At 62.5% G+C, this 17441-nt stretch carries 14 protein-coding genes and 3 pseudogenes; 6 read left to right on the forward strand and 11 right to left on the reverse strand.

All coding sequences use genetic code 11. The features are described 5' to 3' along the window. Positions 1-135 precede the first annotated feature (135 nt). Positions 136-657, reverse strand: a complete 522-nt coding sequence (gloA, locus tag M1B35_RS04720; protein WP_123333460.1) for a lactoylglutathione lyase — start codon at positions 655-657, stop codon at positions 136-138. Positions 658-856: 199 nt separating this feature from the next. On the opposite strand from gloA, the gene M1B35_RS04725 reads away from it, so the two are divergent. Continuing rightward, entirely contained in the window at positions 857-1387 is a 531-nt protein-coding gene (locus M1B35_RS04725) for a DUF4946 domain-containing protein (protein ID WP_268261393.1), read from the forward strand. A 241-nt stretch (positions 1388-1628) separates the two neighbouring features. On the opposite strand, the gene M1B35_RS04730 is transcribed toward M1B35_RS04725, so the two are convergent. From M1B35_RS04730 to M1B35_RS04740, 3 genes and pseudogenes are all read right to left on the reverse strand, one after another. Continuing rightward, complete coding sequence (locus M1B35_RS04730) at positions 1629-1994, reverse strand: histone-like nucleoid-structuring protein, MvaT/MvaU family (protein ID WP_123333456.1); 366 nt, start codon at positions 1992-1994, stop codon at positions 1629-1631. A gap of 244 nt (positions 1995-2238) precedes the next feature. After that, positions 2239-3791: pseudogene (locus M1B35_RS04735) on the reverse strand (EAL domain-containing protein). 48 nt (positions 3792-3839) lie between these two features. Beyond that, a complete protein-coding gene (locus M1B35_RS04740) occupies positions 3840-4712 on the reverse strand; it encodes a LysR family transcriptional regulator (RefSeq protein ID WP_268261362.1) in 873 nt (290 codons plus the stop codon). A 79-nt stretch (positions 4713-4791) separates the two neighbouring features. Here M1B35_RS04740 and M1B35_RS04745 point away from each other — a divergent pair, with 79 nt between their 5' ends. The 3 genes and pseudogenes from M1B35_RS04745 to hpaR all read left to right on the forward strand — a co-directional run bounded on the left by M1B35_RS04745 (position 4792) and on the right by hpaR (position 7633). Beyond that, positions 4792-5739, forward strand: a complete 948-nt coding sequence (locus M1B35_RS04745) for a DMT family transporter (protein WP_123333452.1) — start codon at positions 4792-4794, stop codon at positions 5737-5739. 262 nt (positions 5740-6001) lie between these two features. Further along, a pseudogene (gene hppD, locus M1B35_RS04750) lies at positions 6002-7077 on the forward strand (4-hydroxyphenylpyruvate dioxygenase). A 133-nt stretch (positions 7078-7210) separates the two neighbouring features. Then, complete coding sequence (hpaR, locus tag M1B35_RS04755; RefSeq protein WP_123333448.1) at positions 7211-7633, forward strand: homoprotocatechuate degradation operon regulator HpaR; 423 nt, start codon at positions 7211-7213, stop codon at positions 7631-7633. Between the two features lie 6 nt (positions 7634-7639). On the opposite strand, the gene rarD is transcribed toward hpaR, so the two are convergent. The 3 genes from rarD to M1B35_RS04770 form a co-directional block, all read right to left on the reverse strand. Beyond that, entirely contained in the window at positions 7640-8518 is an 879-nt protein-coding gene (gene rarD / locus M1B35_RS04760; protein ID WP_123333446.1) for an EamA family transporter RarD, read from the reverse strand. 198 nt (positions 8519-8716) lie between these two features. Continuing rightward, complete coding sequence (locus M1B35_RS04765) at positions 8717-9730, reverse strand: aldo/keto reductase (protein WP_268261363.1); 1014 nt, start codon at positions 9728-9730, stop codon at positions 8717-8719. Between the two features lie 221 nt (positions 9731-9951). Continuing rightward, positions 9952-11265 carry an MFS transporter gene (locus M1B35_RS04770; protein ID WP_268261364.1) on the reverse strand — a complete coding sequence of 438 codons (1314 nt, stop codon included), beginning with the start codon at positions 11263-11265 and terminating at the stop codon, positions 9952-9954. A gap of 180 nt (positions 11266-11445) precedes the next feature. Between M1B35_RS04770 and M1B35_RS04775 the strand changes: the two genes are divergently transcribed. Together M1B35_RS04775 and M1B35_RS04780 are read left to right on the forward strand one after the other, a co-directional pair. Then, positions 11446-12567, forward strand: coding sequence for a sugar diacid recognition domain-containing protein (locus M1B35_RS04775; protein ID WP_268261365.1), 1122 nt, complete (start codon positions 11446-11448; stop codon positions 12565-12567). A 151-nt stretch (positions 12568-12718) separates the two neighbouring features. Continuing rightward, positions 12719-13861, forward strand: a complete 1143-nt coding sequence (locus tag M1B35_RS04780; RefSeq protein ID WP_268261366.1) for a glycerate kinase — start codon at positions 12719-12721, stop codon at positions 13859-13861. Between the two features lie 155 nt (positions 13862-14016). Here M1B35_RS04780 and hpaI read toward each other — a convergent pair whose 3' ends face one another. The 4 genes and pseudogenes from hpaI to M1B35_RS04800 form a co-directional block, all read right to left on the reverse strand. Beyond that, positions 14017-14820, reverse strand: a complete 804-nt coding sequence (gene hpaI / locus M1B35_RS04785) for a 4-hydroxy-2-oxoheptanedioate aldolase (RefSeq protein ID WP_123333436.1) — start codon at positions 14818-14820, stop codon at positions 14017-14019. A 10-nt stretch (positions 14821-14830) separates the two neighbouring features. Further along, positions 14831-15634 carry a 2-oxo-hept-4-ene-1,7-dioate hydratase gene (gene hpaH, locus M1B35_RS04790; protein WP_268261367.1) on the reverse strand — a complete coding sequence of 268 codons (804 nt, stop codon included), beginning with the start codon at positions 15632-15634 and terminating at the stop codon, positions 14831-14833. Positions 15635-15636: 2 nt separating this feature from the next. Further along, positions 15637-16944 carry an MFS transporter gene (locus M1B35_RS04795; protein WP_268261368.1) on the reverse strand — a complete coding sequence of 436 codons (1308 nt, stop codon included), beginning with the start codon at positions 16942-16944 and terminating at the stop codon, positions 15637-15639. A gap of 71 nt (positions 16945-17015) precedes the next feature. Then, positions 17016-17404 (reverse strand): annotated as a pseudogene (locus tag M1B35_RS04800) (5-carboxymethyl-2-hydroxymuconate isomerase). Positions 17405-17441 lie beyond the last annotated feature (37 nt).

Here is a 17441-nt window from a genome sequence, read left to right on the forward strand (position 1 = left end):
TTTTTTATTGCCGCTTTGCAATCCAACTGTGTGGGAGCCGGCTTGTCGCTGATAAGGGCTTCGCGTCAGGTACAGGGCGGGAGGGCGCTATCGCTGGCAAGCCAAGTCCTACAGCGCCCGCTCCTACAACGTCGGTTACAGCGGGGCGGGCTGGATGATTTCGACCCAGTAGCCGTCCGGGTCCTTGATAAACGCCAGGCTCTTCATGCGGCCATCGTTCAGGCGTTTCTGGAAGTCGCAGCCCAGGGCTTCGAAGCGTTCGCAGGCGGCAACGATGTCCGGCACCGAAATGCAGATGTGGCCAAAACCGCGAGGGTCGGTGTTGCCGTTGTGGTAGGCGAAGTCCGGGTCGTTCTCGGTGCCGTGGTTGTGGGTCAGTTCGAGAATGCCGGGGATGGACTTCATCCATTGAGTGCGTGCCGCGGCGTCGGCCGGGATCTGCGCCTTGTCCACCAGGGCCAGGAAGTACAGGCTGAATTCGGCTTCAGGGAAGTCGCGTTTTTCCACCAAGGAGAAGCCCATGATCCGGGTGTAAAAATCCAGGGACTGGGTAATGTCCTTGACCCGCAACATGGTGTGGTTGAACACGAATTGTGCGGTGGCGCTATCAGGTTGGGCGGTGACGCCGGGGAAAGTGTCGAGTTCGTGCAGGCTCATGGGCCCTCCGGAATAAAAGTGGGGCAAACGGCGCTCGCGCTCACGAGCAATCCCTTGGCTTGCGATAATCAGGCGTCCTTGCGATCGCGCAATGATACGCAAGAGGGCAGAGCGACGCCAAACCCAATGCTCCTGATCTATTGCCCAATCCTCGCGTCGGGCTCAGACTTTGCGGCTGGCCCCCGATGTGTGCATGAGCATGATCAAGTTCCCCAAAACCCTGGCATTGAGCCTGTGCGGCCTGTTGCTGAGCAATATCGTGCAGGCACAGGAACCTCAATTGACCTGGCCTAATGGTTGGGAAGTCGAAGCCGTTCCTGAAGCGTCCGCCGAACAAGCGGGCAAGGTTTCCCGCCAGCGTGCGGTAAAAAATGATGCGGCAGGTACGCCGCAATTGGTTATGGAATTGACCATGACCCAGGTCGAAAGTGGCCACGTGGTGAACCTTCAAGGGGTTTTGCTGGAGATGCGCAAGTCGATCCAGAAGGACTTCGCCCAAGGCGGTTACCAAAGTGTGTGTAACAAAATTCATGAAGCGCGGCTGAGTCGCCTGTCGGCCCTGGAAACGACCTGCACCATTACTCAGAACGGGCGTCATGTGTTGTCACAAACATTGGTGGCGGCCGTGGATGTTGATAAGGCCTATGTACTTTCATACGCCGGGCAAGCAGCGGCCTATGCCGATAGCCAAGAAGAAATACTCGCCGCCAGAAACAGCTTGAAACTCTAAATGAATCTCTTCGTTTCTGTTCGATTTGTGCGCTGAGGGTTATGGAAAAGGCATTAACCCTAAAGTTGCAGGGGGTGCTGTTGTACGTTTGCTATTGGCGCGCAAAAGGGTGCACTAGTTAGTGCCTTTGTGTGAAGGAGGAGTCTGAACGCGAGGGGTAATTAACTCGAATTGCGATAAGAAAATTCTTACTGATCTAAAGGCCCCGCCTACGCGGGGCCCTTGAAATATGCCGTCTGCCTTAACCGCGCAGCCAAGCATCTACAGTGGCGGCGCCGTACTGTTCTTTCCAGGCTTTCAGGCCGCGGTGGTTGCCGCCTTTGGTTTCAATCAGCTCGCCGGTGTGCGGGTTCTGATAGACCTTGACCACGCGTGCGCGGCGCTGTTTAGGGGCGTTGGCCGATGGCAGCACGGTTTTGCCCAGGGCTGGATCGAGGATGGCGATGATGTCGCGCAGGCTCTTGCCGTAAGTCTTCATCAGGCCCTGGAGTTTTTCTTCGAACTCGATTTCCTTCTTGAGTCCGGCATCGTTCTTCAGGGATTCCAGTTGCGCGAGCTGTTCTTGAAGCGCCTTTTCTGCTGCGCGGAATTCAGCGAGTCTGGACAATATCTTTACTCCAATAATGTATTTTTGCTGATACCTGGCACAAACAAAGCTATTAGCCAGGCGCCTGGGAAGGGTTCGATTAAACGGCCTTCCTGTGATGCTTGAACAGGCAAGAAAAATTGTAGTAGTTAATGCTGTTGGAGTAAATCAGGTTGTTCTTGTTACTGGGAGTTACTGTCAAATGATTCATCTTGGTGCGCGTTGGCAATGCGCCCGAATATGCCACTTTTACTGAAGTGGCAATTTAGTGGCCTTGCAGTGCTTCCAGCAGTTTCTCCTGGGGCATGGGGCGGGCAAATAAATAACCCTGGAGGAAGTCCACACCGCGTTGCGCCAGGTAATCCCGTTGTTCAGCTGTTTCGATGCCTTCGGCGTCAATACCCAAATCCAGCTTGCCCGAGAGTTCGATGATGCTGTCCAGGATATGGCCGGAGAGTGCATCAGCCCCGATCATCGCCACGAAGCTCTGATCGATCTTCAAATAATCGACGTTGAACTGGCGCAGGTAAGCCAGGCTGGAATGCCCGGTGCCGAAGTCATCGATGGCGATCAACACCCCCAATTGGCGCAGGGCTTCAAACAATTGCTGGGTGGTCGCACTGGGCTATATCAATTCGCGCTCCGTCAGTTCCAGCACCAGGATCACCTTGCCCGGTGGGAACGCCGCGAGAAAGGTGCGGCACTCTTCAAGCAGCGCCATGTCCTGGCAATGGCGGGCGGTGATGTTGATGCCGATATGGAAACCCTCGGTGAAGTCTGCGGCATGGGGCACCAGTGCCTGTGCGGTCTGTTCCATCAGGGAGCGGGTCATGGGCACGATCAGGCCCGAGTGTTCGGCGAAGGGGATAAACAGGTCGGGACGCACCAGGCCCTCCTGGGGGTGCTGCCAGCGCATCAGCACTTCCACGCCGGCCCATTGCAGCGTGTCGCCGCGCACCACCGGCTGGAAATAGGGGATGAATTCTCCCGCCTTCAGGGCCCGTTGTAGTTCCCGGCTGGGGGAGGACGAGCGCTTTTGCAGGCGGTGGCCAGCGATGCCCGCCAGCGCTCCGAGGAAGACCAGAAGGCTGAACAGCGCCGGATACTGGGCCTTCATATAGCGCCAGACTGCCCCGGCAGGGAACCCCACGCTGACGTGATAGGGATAACGGAACGAGGCCAGTTCTTCGGCGGCTACGGCGGCGCGTGGCGGGGGCGTGTCATGCACCTGGCCTTTGGCCGATATCCAATGGGGCCCACTTGCAATTGCAGCTCAGCAAAGCGACTGATCAGGCGCAGCACATTGGCCAGGTGGTAACCGTCAATCGTGGCCAACGCTGCTCGCTCGCCTTCGCTGAGCCGGTAGACCAGCAGTGAGCTGTTCGGGGTCACCGGGTTGCCGTTCATGAGCCAAAGTTTGCCCTCGATGTAGTCCTCGGGATCAAGCGGCACCGTGACATTGCCCAGCAGCGAGCTGCAATAGTTGCTCTTGCGCCACACCAGGTTGGTTGAGCGTACAAAAGGTCGGCGCACCACTTGATCGCGCAGGGCCAATTGTTGCTGCTCGTCACAGGCTTGCCCCGCCAGCGGCAGCAAGGCCTGAGCGGCGATATGGCTGTTGTCCAGCATCAGGTCGAATTGGCGCACGGCCTCCTGGGCGGTTTCCAGGCTGCTCTGTTGCAGCGCTCGTTCGGCTTGCAGATGGAGGATGAACAGCCCAAGCCCAATGGGCAGCAACGCCATCAGCAGCGGGCGCAAGGATCGGGTCGAGCGCTGCAACGGGCTGCTAGCGAGCGAACCTTTGGCAGGGGAGGGCAGCGGCCTAGAGTCTGGCACCGGCGTGGTAAGCAGCAGGATAGATGGCTTTCAGCGGCGATACAGGGTTTGCGCGTGCTGGATAAAGGCCAGGGTTGCGGGCGACGCCTGGCGTTGATCGAGCACAGCAATCCCCACGTTGCGGTGGGCGGCTGGCAACAGCTCTCGGGTCACGTAGCGCGGGTCCGGGGAGAGCGGTAGGGACAGTTGGGCGACAATGCTCAGGGCATCGCCGCGGCTGACGGTTTCCAGGGTGCTGAGCAATTGCGAGCAGCGATAACGCACCTTCGGCGTGAGCCCGGCGTTGGCGAACAGGCGTGATACCAGCTCTGCCGAACCGGCTTCGGTGAGTACGAACGGATCATCGCAAAGCGCTTTCAGGGTCAGCGTGCTTTTGGCCGCCAGCGGGTGTTGGCTTGGCAGCAGGGCCACCAGTTGATCCTCCGCCAGGGCAAAGGTGTCGAAACGCTCCTGGGGCAGCACCACGAAACCCAGGTCAATGCGGCGTTGCTCCAGCCATTGCAGCACCTGGCGATCCGGTCCTTCATCGATGTGCACCTCGATCCCGGGATGCTGCAGGCGATAACCCTGGAGAATCTCCGGCAGCAGGCGCATCGACGCCGTGGGCCCGAAGGAGCCGATCCGCAGGGTGCCGCGTTTCATGCCGCGGGCATCGGCGGCTTCCTGCTCCAGGGTCGCGGCCAGGCCCAACATGGCTCGAGCCCGCAGCAGCAGTTGTTGGCCGATGTCGCTGAGTTCCACCTGGGCTTGATGACGGCGGAATAGGTCCACCCCCAGTTCCTGTTCCAGGGACTTGATGGCGTGGGACACCGCCGATTGCGAGATGCCCAGGCGATGGGCCGCGAGGGTGAACCCGCGCAGTTCGGCCACTAGGGAAAAGATCTCGAGTTGGGTCAGGGTCATGAATGAAAGCTCATTTTACGATGATCGGCTATTAGCAAAAGAATACCCCAACGCCCTCAATCCTCGACGTTGGAGTCTTATGTCATTTTCTGATCGAACCGGCCGTTACGCCGGATTTATGCCGGTGTACGCCAAGTTGGCAGCGGTGAGCATGATCTGGGGCGGCACCTTTGTCGCCGGGCGTCTGCTAGCCGGGACCCTGGCGCCGCTATTGGCCGCCAGCGTGCGTTTTCTCCTGGCTAGCCTGGCATTGATGCTGTTCATGGTCCTGGCACGGATCCCGCTGGCGCGCCCCACCCGGGGTCAGTTTGTGCAACTGACCGTGCTGGGCTTTTTCGGCATCTTTTTCTACAACCTGTGCTTCTTCAACGGCCTGCAACTCATCGGCGCCTCCCGCGCCTCATTGATTGTGGCGCTGAACCCGGCGGTGATTGCCTTGGCGTCGTGGTGGCTGTTCAAGGAGCGCTTGGGCCGGACCAAGGTCATGGGCATCGCCCTGTGCCTGGTCGGCGCCGGCACGGTAATCCTCAGTCGCGACCCTTCGGCTTTGCAGGCTGGGGCGGCCAGTTGGCGTGGGGATCTGCTGATTTTTGGCTGCGTACTGGGGTGGGGCCTCTATTCCTTGGGCGCCAGGAACCTCAACAGCAGCCTCGGCCCGTTGCAAACCGTGACCTACTCCATTGGGCTGGGCACGCTGATGCTGTGGGCGGTGACCCTGGCCATGGGCGACGTGGACCTGGCGGCGATCGCCCAGCTCAACCTCGGACAAGGCCTAGGGCTGCTGTACCTCGGCGTGCTCGGTTCGGCTCTGGCCTACATCCTCTATTACGATGGCGTGCAGCGCATCGGTGCCACCCGCGCCGGAGCCTTCATCGCACTCAACCCGCTGACCGCGGTGCTGCTCGGTGCCCTGTTACTGGCGGAGCCGCTGACCCTGAGCATGGGCCTGGGCGGGGCGCTGATTCTCGTCGGCCTTTATTTGTGCAACAAAGGCCTTGCGACGCCGGCAAAAAAGCGGATTTTATAGAGATTACGGACAAACATATTTACGCTGTGTAGAATCCGGTTACGCATACAATAATAAAGTCTTCTGGCAGCAGAAGCCTCGCCAGCCTGCAAGCAAGACAGGGTCGACATGAAGATATTCGGTTTCCAACTGATCTACGGTGATTTCCTCGCCCGCAGCGTGCGCGGTATCTCCTGCGCGCCACCCTCGCTCCTCAGCATTCATAAGCACTGACCCTCCGCGTATCGCGGCGGTTAATTCTAAAAATGATGAGGCGCCAACCATGGCAGATATCTTCGAAAACCCAATGGGCCTGATGGGCTTTGAATTCATCGAATTCGCATCGCCTACCGCCAATACCCTTGAGCCGATCTTCCAGATCATGGGCTTTACCAAGGTCGCGACCCACCGTTCCAAAGACGTGCACCTGTACCGTCAGGGCGCGATCAACCTGATCCTCAACAACGAACCTCACAGCGTGGCCTCGTACTTTGCCGCCGAGCACGGCCCGTCGGTGTGCGGCATGGCGTTCCGCGTGCAGAACGCCCAGCAGGCCTATTCCCGTGCCCTGGAGCTGGGTGCCCAGCCGATCCACATCGCCACCGGCCCCATGGAGCTGAACCTGCCGGCGATCAAAGGCATCGGCGGCGCGCCGCTGTACCTGATCGATCGTTATGGTGAAGGCAGCTCGATCTATGACATCGACTTCGTGTTCCTCGACGGCGTAGACCGCCATCCCGAGGGCGCGGGCCTGAAGATCATCGACCACCTGACCCACAACGTGTACCGCGGACGCATGGCTTACTGGGCCGGCTTCTACGAGAAACTGTTCAACTTCCGCGAGATCCGCTACTTCGACATCAAGGGCGAATACACCGGCCTGACCTCCAAGGCCATGACCGCTCCGGACGGCATGATCCGCATCCCGCTGAACGAGGAATCGTCCAAGGGCGCCGGGCAGATCGAAGAGTTCCTGATGCAGTTCAACGGCGAGGGCATCCAGCACGTGGCGTTCCTCACCGATGACTTGGTGAAAACTTGGGATGCGTTGAAAAAGATCGGCATGCGCTTTATGACCGCGCCGCCGGAAACCTATTACGAGATGCTTGAAGGTCGCCTGCCGAACCACGGTGAGCCGGTCAACGAGCTGCAATCACGGGGCATCTTGCTGGACGGCTCGTCGGAAGCCGGCGACAAGCGCCTGTTGTTGCAGATTTTCTCGGAGACCTGATGGGCCCGGTGTTCTTCGAATTCATCCAGCGCAAGGGCGACGATGGTTTCGGTGAAGGCAACTTCAAGGCGCTGTTCGAATCGATCGAGCGTGACCAGGTGCGTCGTGGTGTGCTCGCCACCGATTAAGGCCAGGCCGCATTGATAACAGAGCCCGATCCGGCGCGTGCCGGGTCGGGCTTTATTTTGCCTGTCGGTTGCCGATAGTGAATGTGTTAATGTTTCTCGCCTGCCTACCCGACCCCCTGACCGACGGCCCTCGATGAAGACACCCAGACCCTCGCTGACCCTGACCTTGCTCCAGGCCCGTGAAGCCGCCATGGCTTTTTTTCGCCCCTCTTTGAACCAGCACGACCTCACCGAACAGCAGTGGCGGGTGATTCGTATCCTGCGCCAGAACGGCGAGCTGGAAAGCCATCAACTGGCGAAGATGGCCTGCATCCTGCCGCCCAGCATGACCGGTGTGCTGACCCGGCTGGAGCGTGATGAATACGTCAGCCGGCGCAAATCCCCGGAAGACCAGCGCCGTCTGTTTATCACCCTGACCGAGCGTGGCGAAGCCTGTTTCGAGTCCATGAGCGGCGACATGGAAATCAACTACCAGAAGATCCAGCAGCAGTTCGGGGAAGAAAAGCTCCAGGCCTTGCTGGGCCTGCTCAACGAGCTGAAACAGATCAAGCCCTGAGGTGGCTCATGAGTGCCGACGGCGACGCTGGCGCAGCAGGTGCCTGAAACCTTCCAGCACCAGCACCAGCACCGCCAGCCAGATCGGCCCGTAGGTCAACCATTCCCCCGGCCCGATGCTTTCTCCCAGCAGCAGGGCCACGGCCAGCAACAGCACGGGTTCAACGTAACTCAGCAGGCCGAACAGGCTGAAGGCCAGCAGCCGGCTGGCGATGATGTAGCAAAGCAAGGCCGAGGCGCTGATCACCCCGAGCAATGGAATCAGCAGGTACAGGCCCGGGTTGCGCTCCAGTACGTTGAAGTCCTGGGCGAACCACAGGGCCACGGGGATCAGCAGCGCCATGTCGAACCACAGGCCGCCCAGGTGATCGGTGCCCAGGCGTTTGCGCAGCACGAAGTACAGCGGGTAACCCAGCACCACCAGCAAGGTCGGCCACGACACCCCACCCATTTGATACAGCTCATTGAACACCCCGACGCCGGCGAACAGGGTGGCGATTTTCTGCAGCCGTGACAGGCGTTCGCCATAGGCAATGCGCCCGGTCAGCACCATGGTCAGCGGCAGGAGGAAATACCCCAGGGACACATCCAGGCTATGGCCGTTGAGTGGCGCCCACATAAACAGCCAGAGTTGCGCGCCCACCAGGGCCGAGGACAGCATCAGCGCCAGAAGCAGGGCCGGCGTGGCCAGCACCCGTCGGCCCAGGCCGACCACTCGCGGCCATTCGCCGGCCAGGATCATGAACAGGGTCATGCAGGGCAGGGTCAGCAGCATCCGCCAGCCAAAGATCTCCAGCCCGGAAAGCGGCGCCAGCAGCGAGGTGTAGTAGTACATGACGGCAAACAGCACCGACGCCAGAACCGATAAAACAATACCTTTAGACACGCTGTCCTCGTGTGACCTGCACCGCAGGCTTGATGAAATAGGGGGGATGTACGTCGAGGGGAATATAGAGGGTTTACAGCGAGAAATTTGCGCTGAATCCGGGTGTTTTGTGGAGGAATTTCTCGTTTTGGCCAAAACCGCCGATTAATCCCGCCGATTGAGCAGTGGCCGCCCGCGCTGGGCGGCCAGGTGCGGGCCTCAGGCCGAGAATGGTGTGCGCCCGGAAACGAAATGACTGACGTCATTGAAGCCGGGGGTCGAGGCATGCCCGGGGGCGACCAGAGCGTCGATAAAAGCTTCGTCTTCGGCGCTGATGCGCACGCTCAACGCCTCGGTGTAGGCATCCCACTGCTGCTCGGTACGCGGGCCGACGATGGCCGAACTGACCGCCTGATTGTTCAGCACCCAGGCGATGGCGAAGGGCACGATCCCCACACCTCGGCCCTGGCAGTACTCCTGGATCTGCTGGGCGATGCGCAGGGATTCGACCCGCCATTCGGTTTCCAGGATGCGCTTGTCCTGGCGCCCGGCGCGGCTGCTGCTGTCCGGTGCCACATCAGGGGCGTATTTGCCACTGAGCACGCCCCGGGCCAACGGGCTGTAAGGCACCACGCCAAGACCGTAGGCGCGGGCGGCGGTGATCTGCTCGGCCTCGGCCTGGCGGTTGACGATGTTGTACAGCGGTTGGCTGATCACCGGGCGCTCGATCCCCAGTTGGTCAGCGATCCGCACCGCTTCGGCGATCCGCCAGCCGCGGTAGTTGGACAGCCCCCAGTAACGGATCTTGCCCTGGCGCAGCAGGTCGCCGATGGCGCGGATGCTCACCTCCAGCGGCGTGTTGTGGTCTTCGCGGTGCAGGTAATAGATGTCCAGGTAGTCGCTGCCCAGGCGGGTCAGGCTGGCGTCGATGGCGTTGAAAATATGCTTGCGGCTCAGACCGGCGCGGTTGGGCACGCCGTCGGCCGGGCCGAAGCCGACTTTGGACGCCACCACCCAGTCATGACGGCGGCGGGCAATGGCTTCACCGACGATCTCTTCGGAGCGCCCGCCTGTGTAGACGTCGGCGGTGTCGATAAAGTTGATGCCCTGGTCCCAGGCCTTGTCGATGATGCGCAGGGCGTCGTCGGTTTGGGTCTGCTCGCCGAACATCATGGTGCCCAGGGTCAGGGCGGAGACCTTGAGGCCGGAATGGCCGAGGAGGCGATGGCTCATGAACGAAATCCTTGTGCGTTGAGGAAGCGACCGCAGCGTCGCAGACGAGGCGTCGGGCACACATCAAATACCAGAACCCCGGCCAGGAGCAATCTCAATCAAGGGAAAATACGACGTCCGAGGGCGCTGGCCGTGCTGTCTGGATGCACAAGCGAGGGGCGGTATCAGGAGCGAGGCGCCGCGTCGGCGGCGGGGCAGTCCGACGCGGGCTTGGGGAGGGCTTACTGGTTACGCAGGCTGCGGGTCATGCGCAGGGCCAGCAAGCTGCCGGCGACGATCACCCCGGCCAACAGGTACAGGGCGGCATCGGTGGAGCCGGTGGTGTCCTTGACCCAGCCGACGATGTACGGGCTGAGAAAACCGGCCATCTGGCCCATGGAGTTGATCAACGCCAGGCCACCGGCAGCGGCACCGGCACTGAGCAGCGCTGTGGGCACCGGCCAGAACATTGGCAGACCGGTGAGGGCGCCCATGGTGGCGATGGTCAGGCCGAGGATGGCGATGGCCGGCTGGCTGGCGAAGTTGACCGCGATCAGCAAGCCCACGGCGCCCATCAGCATCGGCACCACCAAGTGCCAGCGGCGCTCCTTGCGCAGGTCGGCGGAACGGCCCACCAGCAGCATGAACACCGCCGCCAGCAAGTAGGGAATGGCGCTCAGCCAACCGATCACCAGGTTGTCGCTGAAGCCCAGGTTCTTGATGATCGACGGCAACCAGAAGTTGATGGCGTAGACGCCGCTCTGGATGCAGAAGTAGATCAGGCCAAAGGCCCAGATCGCCGGGTTCTTGAACACCGCGGCCAGGGAGTCGCCGGTGGTCTTGGGCTTGTTGGCGGCGTCTTCGGCCTGGTCGGCTTCGAGCACCGCACGCTCCTTGGGCGTCAGCCACGTGGCGTTGGCGAAGCTGTCGCTAAGCAGGAAAAACGCCAGGCCACCCAGCACGACTGTCGGAATGCCCTGCAGCAGGAACATCCACTGCCAGCCCGCAAGGCCACCCTGGCCGGCGGCGAAGTGGTTGAGGATCCAGCCGGAGAAGGGGCTGCCGAGCAGGCCGGACACCGGGATCGCCGACATGAACAGGGCCATGATGCGGCCGCGACGGAAGCTCGGGAACCACTGCGAGAGGTACAGCACCACGCCGGGGAAGAAGCCGGCTTCGGCGGCCCCGGTGAACAGGCGCAGGGTGTAGAACTGGGTCGGGGTGGTGACGAACAGCAGGCAGGTGGACAGGGTGCCCCAGGTGATCATCATCAGCGCAATCCAGCGCCGAGGGCCGAACTTGTTCAATGCCAGGTTGCTCGGCACGCCGCACAGCACGTAACCGATAAAGAAGATGCCGGCCCCGAGGCCGTACACGGTTTCACTGAATTTCAGCGCATCGAGCATTTGCAACTTGGCGAAGCCAACGTTGACCCGGTCCAGGTAGTTGAACAGGTAGCAAATGAAGATGAAGGGGATCAAGCGCAGGGTGATGCGCTTGTAGACGGTGTTCTTTTCGTCAGCTGTGGCCAGGACGGCAGCGGCGCTCTGTGACATGGCGGGTCTCTCTTTATTATGATTTTTTGCGGTGCAAGGGTAACGTTGACCGCCCTGAGAGTCTCGGTCAGGTCAAGGCGGCTGTCTTTGTGCTTGCGCACAGCGATTGCACGCTTCGTCCGTGCTGGCGACCAAGTTTCCGGCTTTTCACAAGAATCCGCCTTCAAGGATCACGCTGCTATGTTCGAACTGGATCATGACCTGGCCCAGGATATCGTCGACCGGACGATGGCCATCTTGCCCTACAACGTCAACGTCATGGACAGCCAGGGCCTGATCCTCGGCAGTGGCGAACCGGAGCGCGTCAACACTCGCCACGAGGGCGCGCAACTGGTGCTGGCCAACGGTCGTGTGGTGGAGATCGACGTGCAGACCGCCAAGCACCTCAAGGGCGTGCAGCCGGGGATCAACCTGCCGTTGCTGCATGACCAGCGGCTGATCGGCGTGCTGGGCATCACCGGCGACCCGGAGCAGTTGCGCACCTACGCCGAACTGGTGCGCATGACCGCCGAGATGCTGGTGGGCCAGCGCCATCAGCAGGCTGAACAACAATGGCGCCGCCAGCGTGGCGACGACTTGCTGGCCTTGCTGCTCAGCGATGACGGTGACTCGCCGCGGCTGGTGGACGAGGCGCAGCAGATGGGCCTCAAGCCGCAGTTGCCGCGCACCCCGTACCTGTTCGAACTGGGCCTGGAACACAGCGCCGGGCAGACTGCCGAAGCCCTGAGTGCCTGGTTGATGTCGCGCTACCCGGACAGCTGGTGCGTCAGCGCCTCCAAGACCTCGCTGTTGTGGTGCCGACCGGCAGCGACCACCGTCGATAACCCGCGGTTGCTGGAAAAGCTCGATGGCCTGGGCTGGAACATCCTGCGCATCGCCATTGGCGGGCAGGCTGACGGCCTGGCCGGGTTGCGCCGTTGCTATCGTCGGGTTGGCGACTTGCTGGCCTACGGTCGTGACGTATTGGGGCATTCACGCGTGCTGACCCTGAACCGTTATCGCCTGCCGGTGATGCTCTGGCGCCATCGCAATGATGATGCCCTGGACGAGTTGCTCAGCCCGTTGCGCAAGGTGATCGCCAAGGACAGCAACGGCCAGTTGCTCGCGACCCTGCGCAGTTGGTGCGAGCACGATGGGCAAAGCCAGGCCTGTGCCGATGCCCTGGGCATTCACCGCAACAGCCTGCGTTACCGCATGGAGCGCATTGCCGAGCTGAGCGGCGTCGACCCGTTGCGGCTCGATGGCATGCTGGCGCTGTATCTGGGCGTGCAATTGCTGCCCCAAGGCAGCGATGCCCACTGAGGTTTGTGAATGGCCGGGCCACGCCAAGGCGAGGTTTGGTCGCGGTTCTTGTAGCAATGAACAATAAAGCCGTCGCGCACTTGTGCAGTCGACAGGCGTCAGCCTCGATGGCAACTGGCAGCATGCATGGCATAAGAACCGGAGATAGCCCATGAAAATCATCATCGCCCCCGACTCCTTCAAGGACAGCCTGAGTGCCGAAGGCGTCGCCCAAGCCATTGCCCTCGGTCTGGCGGACATCTGGCCGGATGCGCAGTTGCTCCAGTGCCCGATGGCCGATGGCGGTGAAGGTACGGTGGAGTCGGTGCTGGCCGCCTGCGCCGGCGAGCCGCGCAGCACTCTGGTCCAGGGCCCCTTGGGCAACCCGGTCGAGGCCCGTTGGGGCTGGCTGCCGGAGAGCCGCACGGCAATCATTGAAATGGCCGAGGCCAGTGGCTTGCAGTTGGTGCCCCTGGGGCAGCGCGACGCCTGTGTCAGCAGCACCTTTGGCACCGGCGAGGTGATTCTGGCGGCGCTGGAGGCCGGGGCCGAGCGCATCATCCTGGCCATTGGCGGCAGCGCCACCAACGACGGCGGCGCCGGAGCCTTGCAGGCTTTGGGCTTGAAGCTTCTGGACCCGCAGGGCCGGATCCTGCCCCGGGGCGGCCTGGCCCTGGCGGACTTGGCCCGTATCGAACTCGACGGCCTGGACCCGCGCCTGGACCGGGTGCGCTTCGAGATCGCCGCCGACGTCAACAACCCGTTGTGCGGCGACCACGGTGCATCGGCGATTTTCGGTCCGCAGAAGGGCGCGTCACCGCAGCAAGTGCGGGCGCTGGACCAGGCCCTGGGGCATTTTGCCGACCTGTGTGCCCAGGTCCTGCCCAAGGATGTGCGCGACGAACCCGGCAGCGGCGCGGCCGGCGGCCTGGGGTTTGCCGCCAAGGCGTTCCTCGGGGCGCAGTTCCGCCCAGGCGTGGAAGTGGTGGCCGAGTTGGTGGGGTTGGAGCAGGCCGTGATGGGCGCTGATTTGGTGATCACCGGGGAAGGGCGCTTCGACGCCCAGACCTTGCGCGGCAAGACCCCCTTTGGCGTCGCCCGCATCGCCCGCCAGCACGGCGTACCGGTGATTGTGCTGGCCGGCACCCTGGGCGACGGCTACGAGCAGATGTACCAACATGGAGTGGACGCAGCGTTCGCCCTGGCATCCGGACCTATGAGCCTGGAACAGGCCTGCAGCGAAGCACCGCGCCTGCTGCGGGCCCGCGCCGCCGACATCGCCCGAGTCTGGCGCCTGGCCAGCCGCACCCGATAAACCCCGCCATCGCCGGCCAGCCGGGCTCCTGCAGGGGCGGGGTGAACATCAACCCTGTGTGGGCGCTGGCTTGCCAGCGATAGCGCCCTCAAGCACTGCGCCTGTCTTGACACTGCGATCGTCGGCAAGCCGGCTCCTGCAAGGTACGGGGGGCGTCAATAAACCCCGCCGCCGCTGGTGCTAGGGGTCTCCAGGGTCTTGTACTGGCCGGCGAGGGTTTGCAGACCTTTCATCAGCACCGTGGTATCCACACCCACCGCAACGAAATTCGCCCCCAACTCAATCGCCCGCCGTGCCAGGGTCTGGTCGGCGCTGAGGATCCCGGCGGCCTTGCCGGCGCGGCGAATCCGCAGGATGGCGTCCTCGATCGCTGCCGCCACTTCGGGGTGCCCGGGGTTGCCGCGATGGCCCATGGACGCCGACAAGTCCGCCGGCCCGATAAACACCCCGTCCACCCCATCCACAGCAGCAATCTGGTCGAGGTTGGCCAGGCCGGCAAGGTTTTCGATCTGCACCAGCAGGCACATTTGTGCGTCGGCCTGGTCCAGGTAACCCGGCACGCTGTTCCAGCGCGACGCCCGGGCCAGGGCGCTGCCCACCCCGCGAATGCCTTCGGGTGGATAACGCATGGCGCGCACCAGTTGCCGGGCCTGCTCGGCGCTTTCGACCATGGGCACCAGCAAGGTCTGGGCACCGATGTCCAGCAATTGCTTGATCAGCGCGGTGTCGCCAATGGGCGGGCGGATGATGCCGTGCACCGGGTAGGGGGCAATCGCCTGCAACTGGCCGAGCAAGCCGCGCAGGTCATTGGGGGCGTGTTCGCCGTCCAGCAACAGCCAGTCAAAACCGGCATTGGCCGCGAGTTCGGCGCAATAGGCATTGGCCAGGCCGACCCACAGGCCGATCTGTGGCTCGGCGTCTTGCAGGCGTTGTTTGAAGCGGTTGATCGGCAGCTGCATGGCAGTTTCCTCAGACAAAACGGCAGGCGATGGAGCCCAGTTGGTCGTAGTCGACGTGGAACACGTCCCCCGGATTGGCCGCCACCGGGCGGGTAAAGGAACCGCCGAGAATGATCTGCCCGGCCTCCAGGCCGACGTCATAGGCCGCCAGTTTGTTGGCCAGCCAGGCCACGCCCTTGGCCGGGTGGTTGAGCACCGCTGCCGAGACCCCGGACTCCTCGATCACACCATTGCGGTACAGCACCGCCGGCACCTTGCGCAGGTCAATGTCCCCCGGGCGCACGGCTCGACCGCCCATCACCACCCCGGCGTTGGCGGCGTTGTCGGAAATGGTGTCGAACACCTTGCGGGTGACCTGGGTCTGCGGGTCCAGTTGCTGGATGCGCGCGTCGATGATTTCCAAGGCCGGGATCACCCATTCAGTGGCTTCCAGCACGTCGAACAGGGTGCAGTTGGGGCCCTTGAGCGGCTTGCCGAGGATAAACGCCAGCTCCACCTCGACCCGCGGCACGATAAAACGCTGGAATGGGATGTCGCTGCCTTCGTCGAAGAACATGTCGTCGAGCAGGGCACCGAAATCCGGTTCGCTGATGTTCGACGACACCTGCATGGCCCGGGAGGTCAGGCCGATCTTGTGCCCCACCAGCTTGCGGCCATCGCGGATTTTCTGTTCCACCCAGCAGCGCTGGATGGCGTAGGCGTCTTCAACGCTGATGTCGGGGTAGGCCAGGGACAGTTGGCCGATCTGTTCCCGGGAGCGTTCGGCGCCATCGAGGCGGGCCGCGGCCTGTTGGATCTGTGCGGTAGTCAGCATGGTTATTTCTCTCGTGGATTGACGATATGGGCCGGCACCCGCAGCACCAGCCAGGCGCCGACGGCGATCAGCAGGGCCAGGGCATACAGCGCCAGGCTGGCGCTCTGGGTGGCGTCACGCACCACGCCGATCAGGTAAGGGGCGAGGAACGAGGCGATGCTGCCCAGGGAACTGATCAGGCCGATGCCCGCCGCCTGGGTATTGCTGGCCAGGAACGCCGGTGGCAGTTGCCAGAACATCGGCAATGCGGCACTGGCGCCCATGCCCGCCATCAGCAAGCCGAACATCACCTGCCAAGGGTTTTCCGGGGCCAGCCCGGTGATGATCAGCCCGGCGCTGGCCATCAACAGCGGCACGCCCAGGTGCCAGCGGCGTTCGCGCTGGCGGTCGGAAGAGCGGCCGATGCCGATCATGAACAGGCAGCCGGCCAGGTAAGGCAGGGCGCTGAGCATGCCCACGCTGCTGTCGCGGCCGATGCCGGCGTGGTGGATCAGGGTCGGCATCCAGAAGGCAATGGTGTTCACCGCCAGCATCACCGCGCAGTAGATGCTCACCAGCAGCCAGATGTGCCGGTTGCCCAGCAGGTCGCTGAAGCGGCTGATGGATTTGTGTTGTTCCTCGCGGGCCAGCGCTGCCTGCACCTGGGCTTTTTGCGCGTCGCTCAGCCAGTCCACCTGCTCCAGGCTTTCCGGCAGGACCCTGAGCACCACCAGCCCGAGCAGTACCACGGGCAGGCCTTCGATCAGGAACATCCACTGCCAGCCGCGCAGGCCGCCGAGGTCATGAAAACCTTCAAGGATCCAGCCCGACAACGGCCCGCCTACCACCCCGGCCATGGGCACGGCAATGGCGAACAGCGCCGTGACCTGGCCCCGCCGACCTGCCGGGAACCAGCGGTTGAGCAGCACCAGGATGCCGGGGAAGAAACCGGCTTCGGCCACCCCCAGGAGAAAACGCAGGGCATAGAAACCCGCCGCGCTGTCCACCAGCAGCAGGGCGCTGGACAACAGGCCCCAGGTGACCATCAGGGTGGCGATCCAGCGGCGCGGGCCGACCCTGTCCAGGGCCAGGTTGCTGGGCACGCCGAACAGCGCATAGGCAATGAAAAACAGCCCAGCGCCCAGGCCGTAGACGCTGTCACTGAAGCCCAGGTCCTGGGTCATCTGCAGCTTGGCGAAGCCGATATTGATCCGGTCCAGGTGGGCAAAGATGTAGCAGGTGAACAGCAGCGGCATCAGACGCCAAGTGATGGTGCGATAGGTGTCGTTGACCTCGGCGACTGGCGCTTCGGCGATGGCTGGATGGGACATGTCAATGACCTCGTTATTGTTGTTGTGGGTACCAGCGGAACACCGCCTTGTAGAAGCCGGCTTGCCGGCGATCAGGCCTGTCCGCTTAAAAACGCATGCACGTTGTTGTGTTTGAAGTTGAGCTCGGCATCCAGCTCGGTCATCTCGAATGACAAGGCCAGCAGGCGTCGGGCCTGCAGCTCGGCAAAGTGCGCCTTGATCACCTCGAACAGCGCCTCGGCGACCTGGCGCGCGTGGCCAGGTCCCGTCCGGCGCCCACTTGCAGGCGCATGTGGACAAAGGCGTAGTCATGCTTGCCGTCGGCCATGCGCCAGGTATCCAGGCGCTGGCCCCGGCTGCGAATACCGCCCAGGGGGAACACGCCACTGGCGCCCAGGCAGTCATGGACCTTGACGAAGAGCCCGGGCAGATCGGCTTCGGCCTCGATGTTGTCGGTGTATTCAGCGATGAAATGGGGCATGGGGGGCTCCTTTGGCGCAGGGGAGAGCGGCAAGCTA

It is taken from the genome of Pseudomonas morbosilactucae (assembly GCF_023241665.1).
Taxonomy (GTDB): domain Bacteria; phylum Pseudomonadota; class Gammaproteobacteria; order Pseudomonadales; family Pseudomonadaceae; genus Aquipseudomonas; species Aquipseudomonas morbosilactucae.

Coding starts and splice junctions, on each gene's coding strand:
- M1B35_RS04775 (WP_268261365.1), top strand. CDS start 11,446: ATGTTCGAACTGGATCATGACCTGGCCCAGGATATCGTCGACCGGACG.
- M1B35_RS04780 (WP_268261366.1), top strand. CDS start 12,719: ATGAAAATCATCATCGCCCCCGACTCCTTCAAGGACAGCCTGAGTGCC.
- hpaR (WP_123333448.1), top strand. CDS start 7,211: ATGAAGACACCCAGACCCTCGCTGACCCTGACCTTGCTCCAGGCCCGT.
- M1B35_RS04795 (WP_268261368.1), bottom strand. CDS start 16,944: ATGTCCCATCCAGCCATCGCCGAAGCGCCAGTCGCCGAGGTCAACGAC.
- M1B35_RS04745 (WP_123333452.1), top strand. CDS start 4,792: ATGTCATTTTCTGATCGAACCGGCCGTTACGCCGGATTTATGCCGGTG.
- hpaH (WP_268261367.1), bottom strand. CDS start 15,634: ATGCTGACTACCGCACAGATCCAACAGGCCGCGGCCCGCCTCGATGGC.
- hpaI (WP_123333436.1), bottom strand. CDS start 14,820: ATGCAGCTGCCGATCAACCGCTTCAAACAACGCCTGCAAGACGCCGAG.
- M1B35_RS04725 (WP_268261393.1), top strand. CDS start 857: ATGATCAAGTTCCCCAAAACCCTGGCATTGAGCCTGTGCGGCCTGTTG.
- M1B35_RS04740 (WP_268261362.1), bottom strand. CDS start 4,712: ATGACCCTGACCCAACTCGAGATCTTTTCCCTAGTGGCCGAACTGCGC.
- M1B35_RS04770 (WP_268261364.1), bottom strand. CDS start 11,265: ATGTCACAGAGCGCCGCTGCCGTCCTGGCCACAGCTGACGAAAAGAAC.
- M1B35_RS04765 (WP_268261363.1), bottom strand. CDS start 9,730: ATGAGCCATCGCCTCCTCGGCCATTCCGGCCTCAAGGTCTCCGCCCTG.
- gloA (WP_123333460.1), bottom strand. CDS start 657: ATGAGCCTGCACGAACTCGACACTTTCCCCGGCGTCACCGCCCAACCT.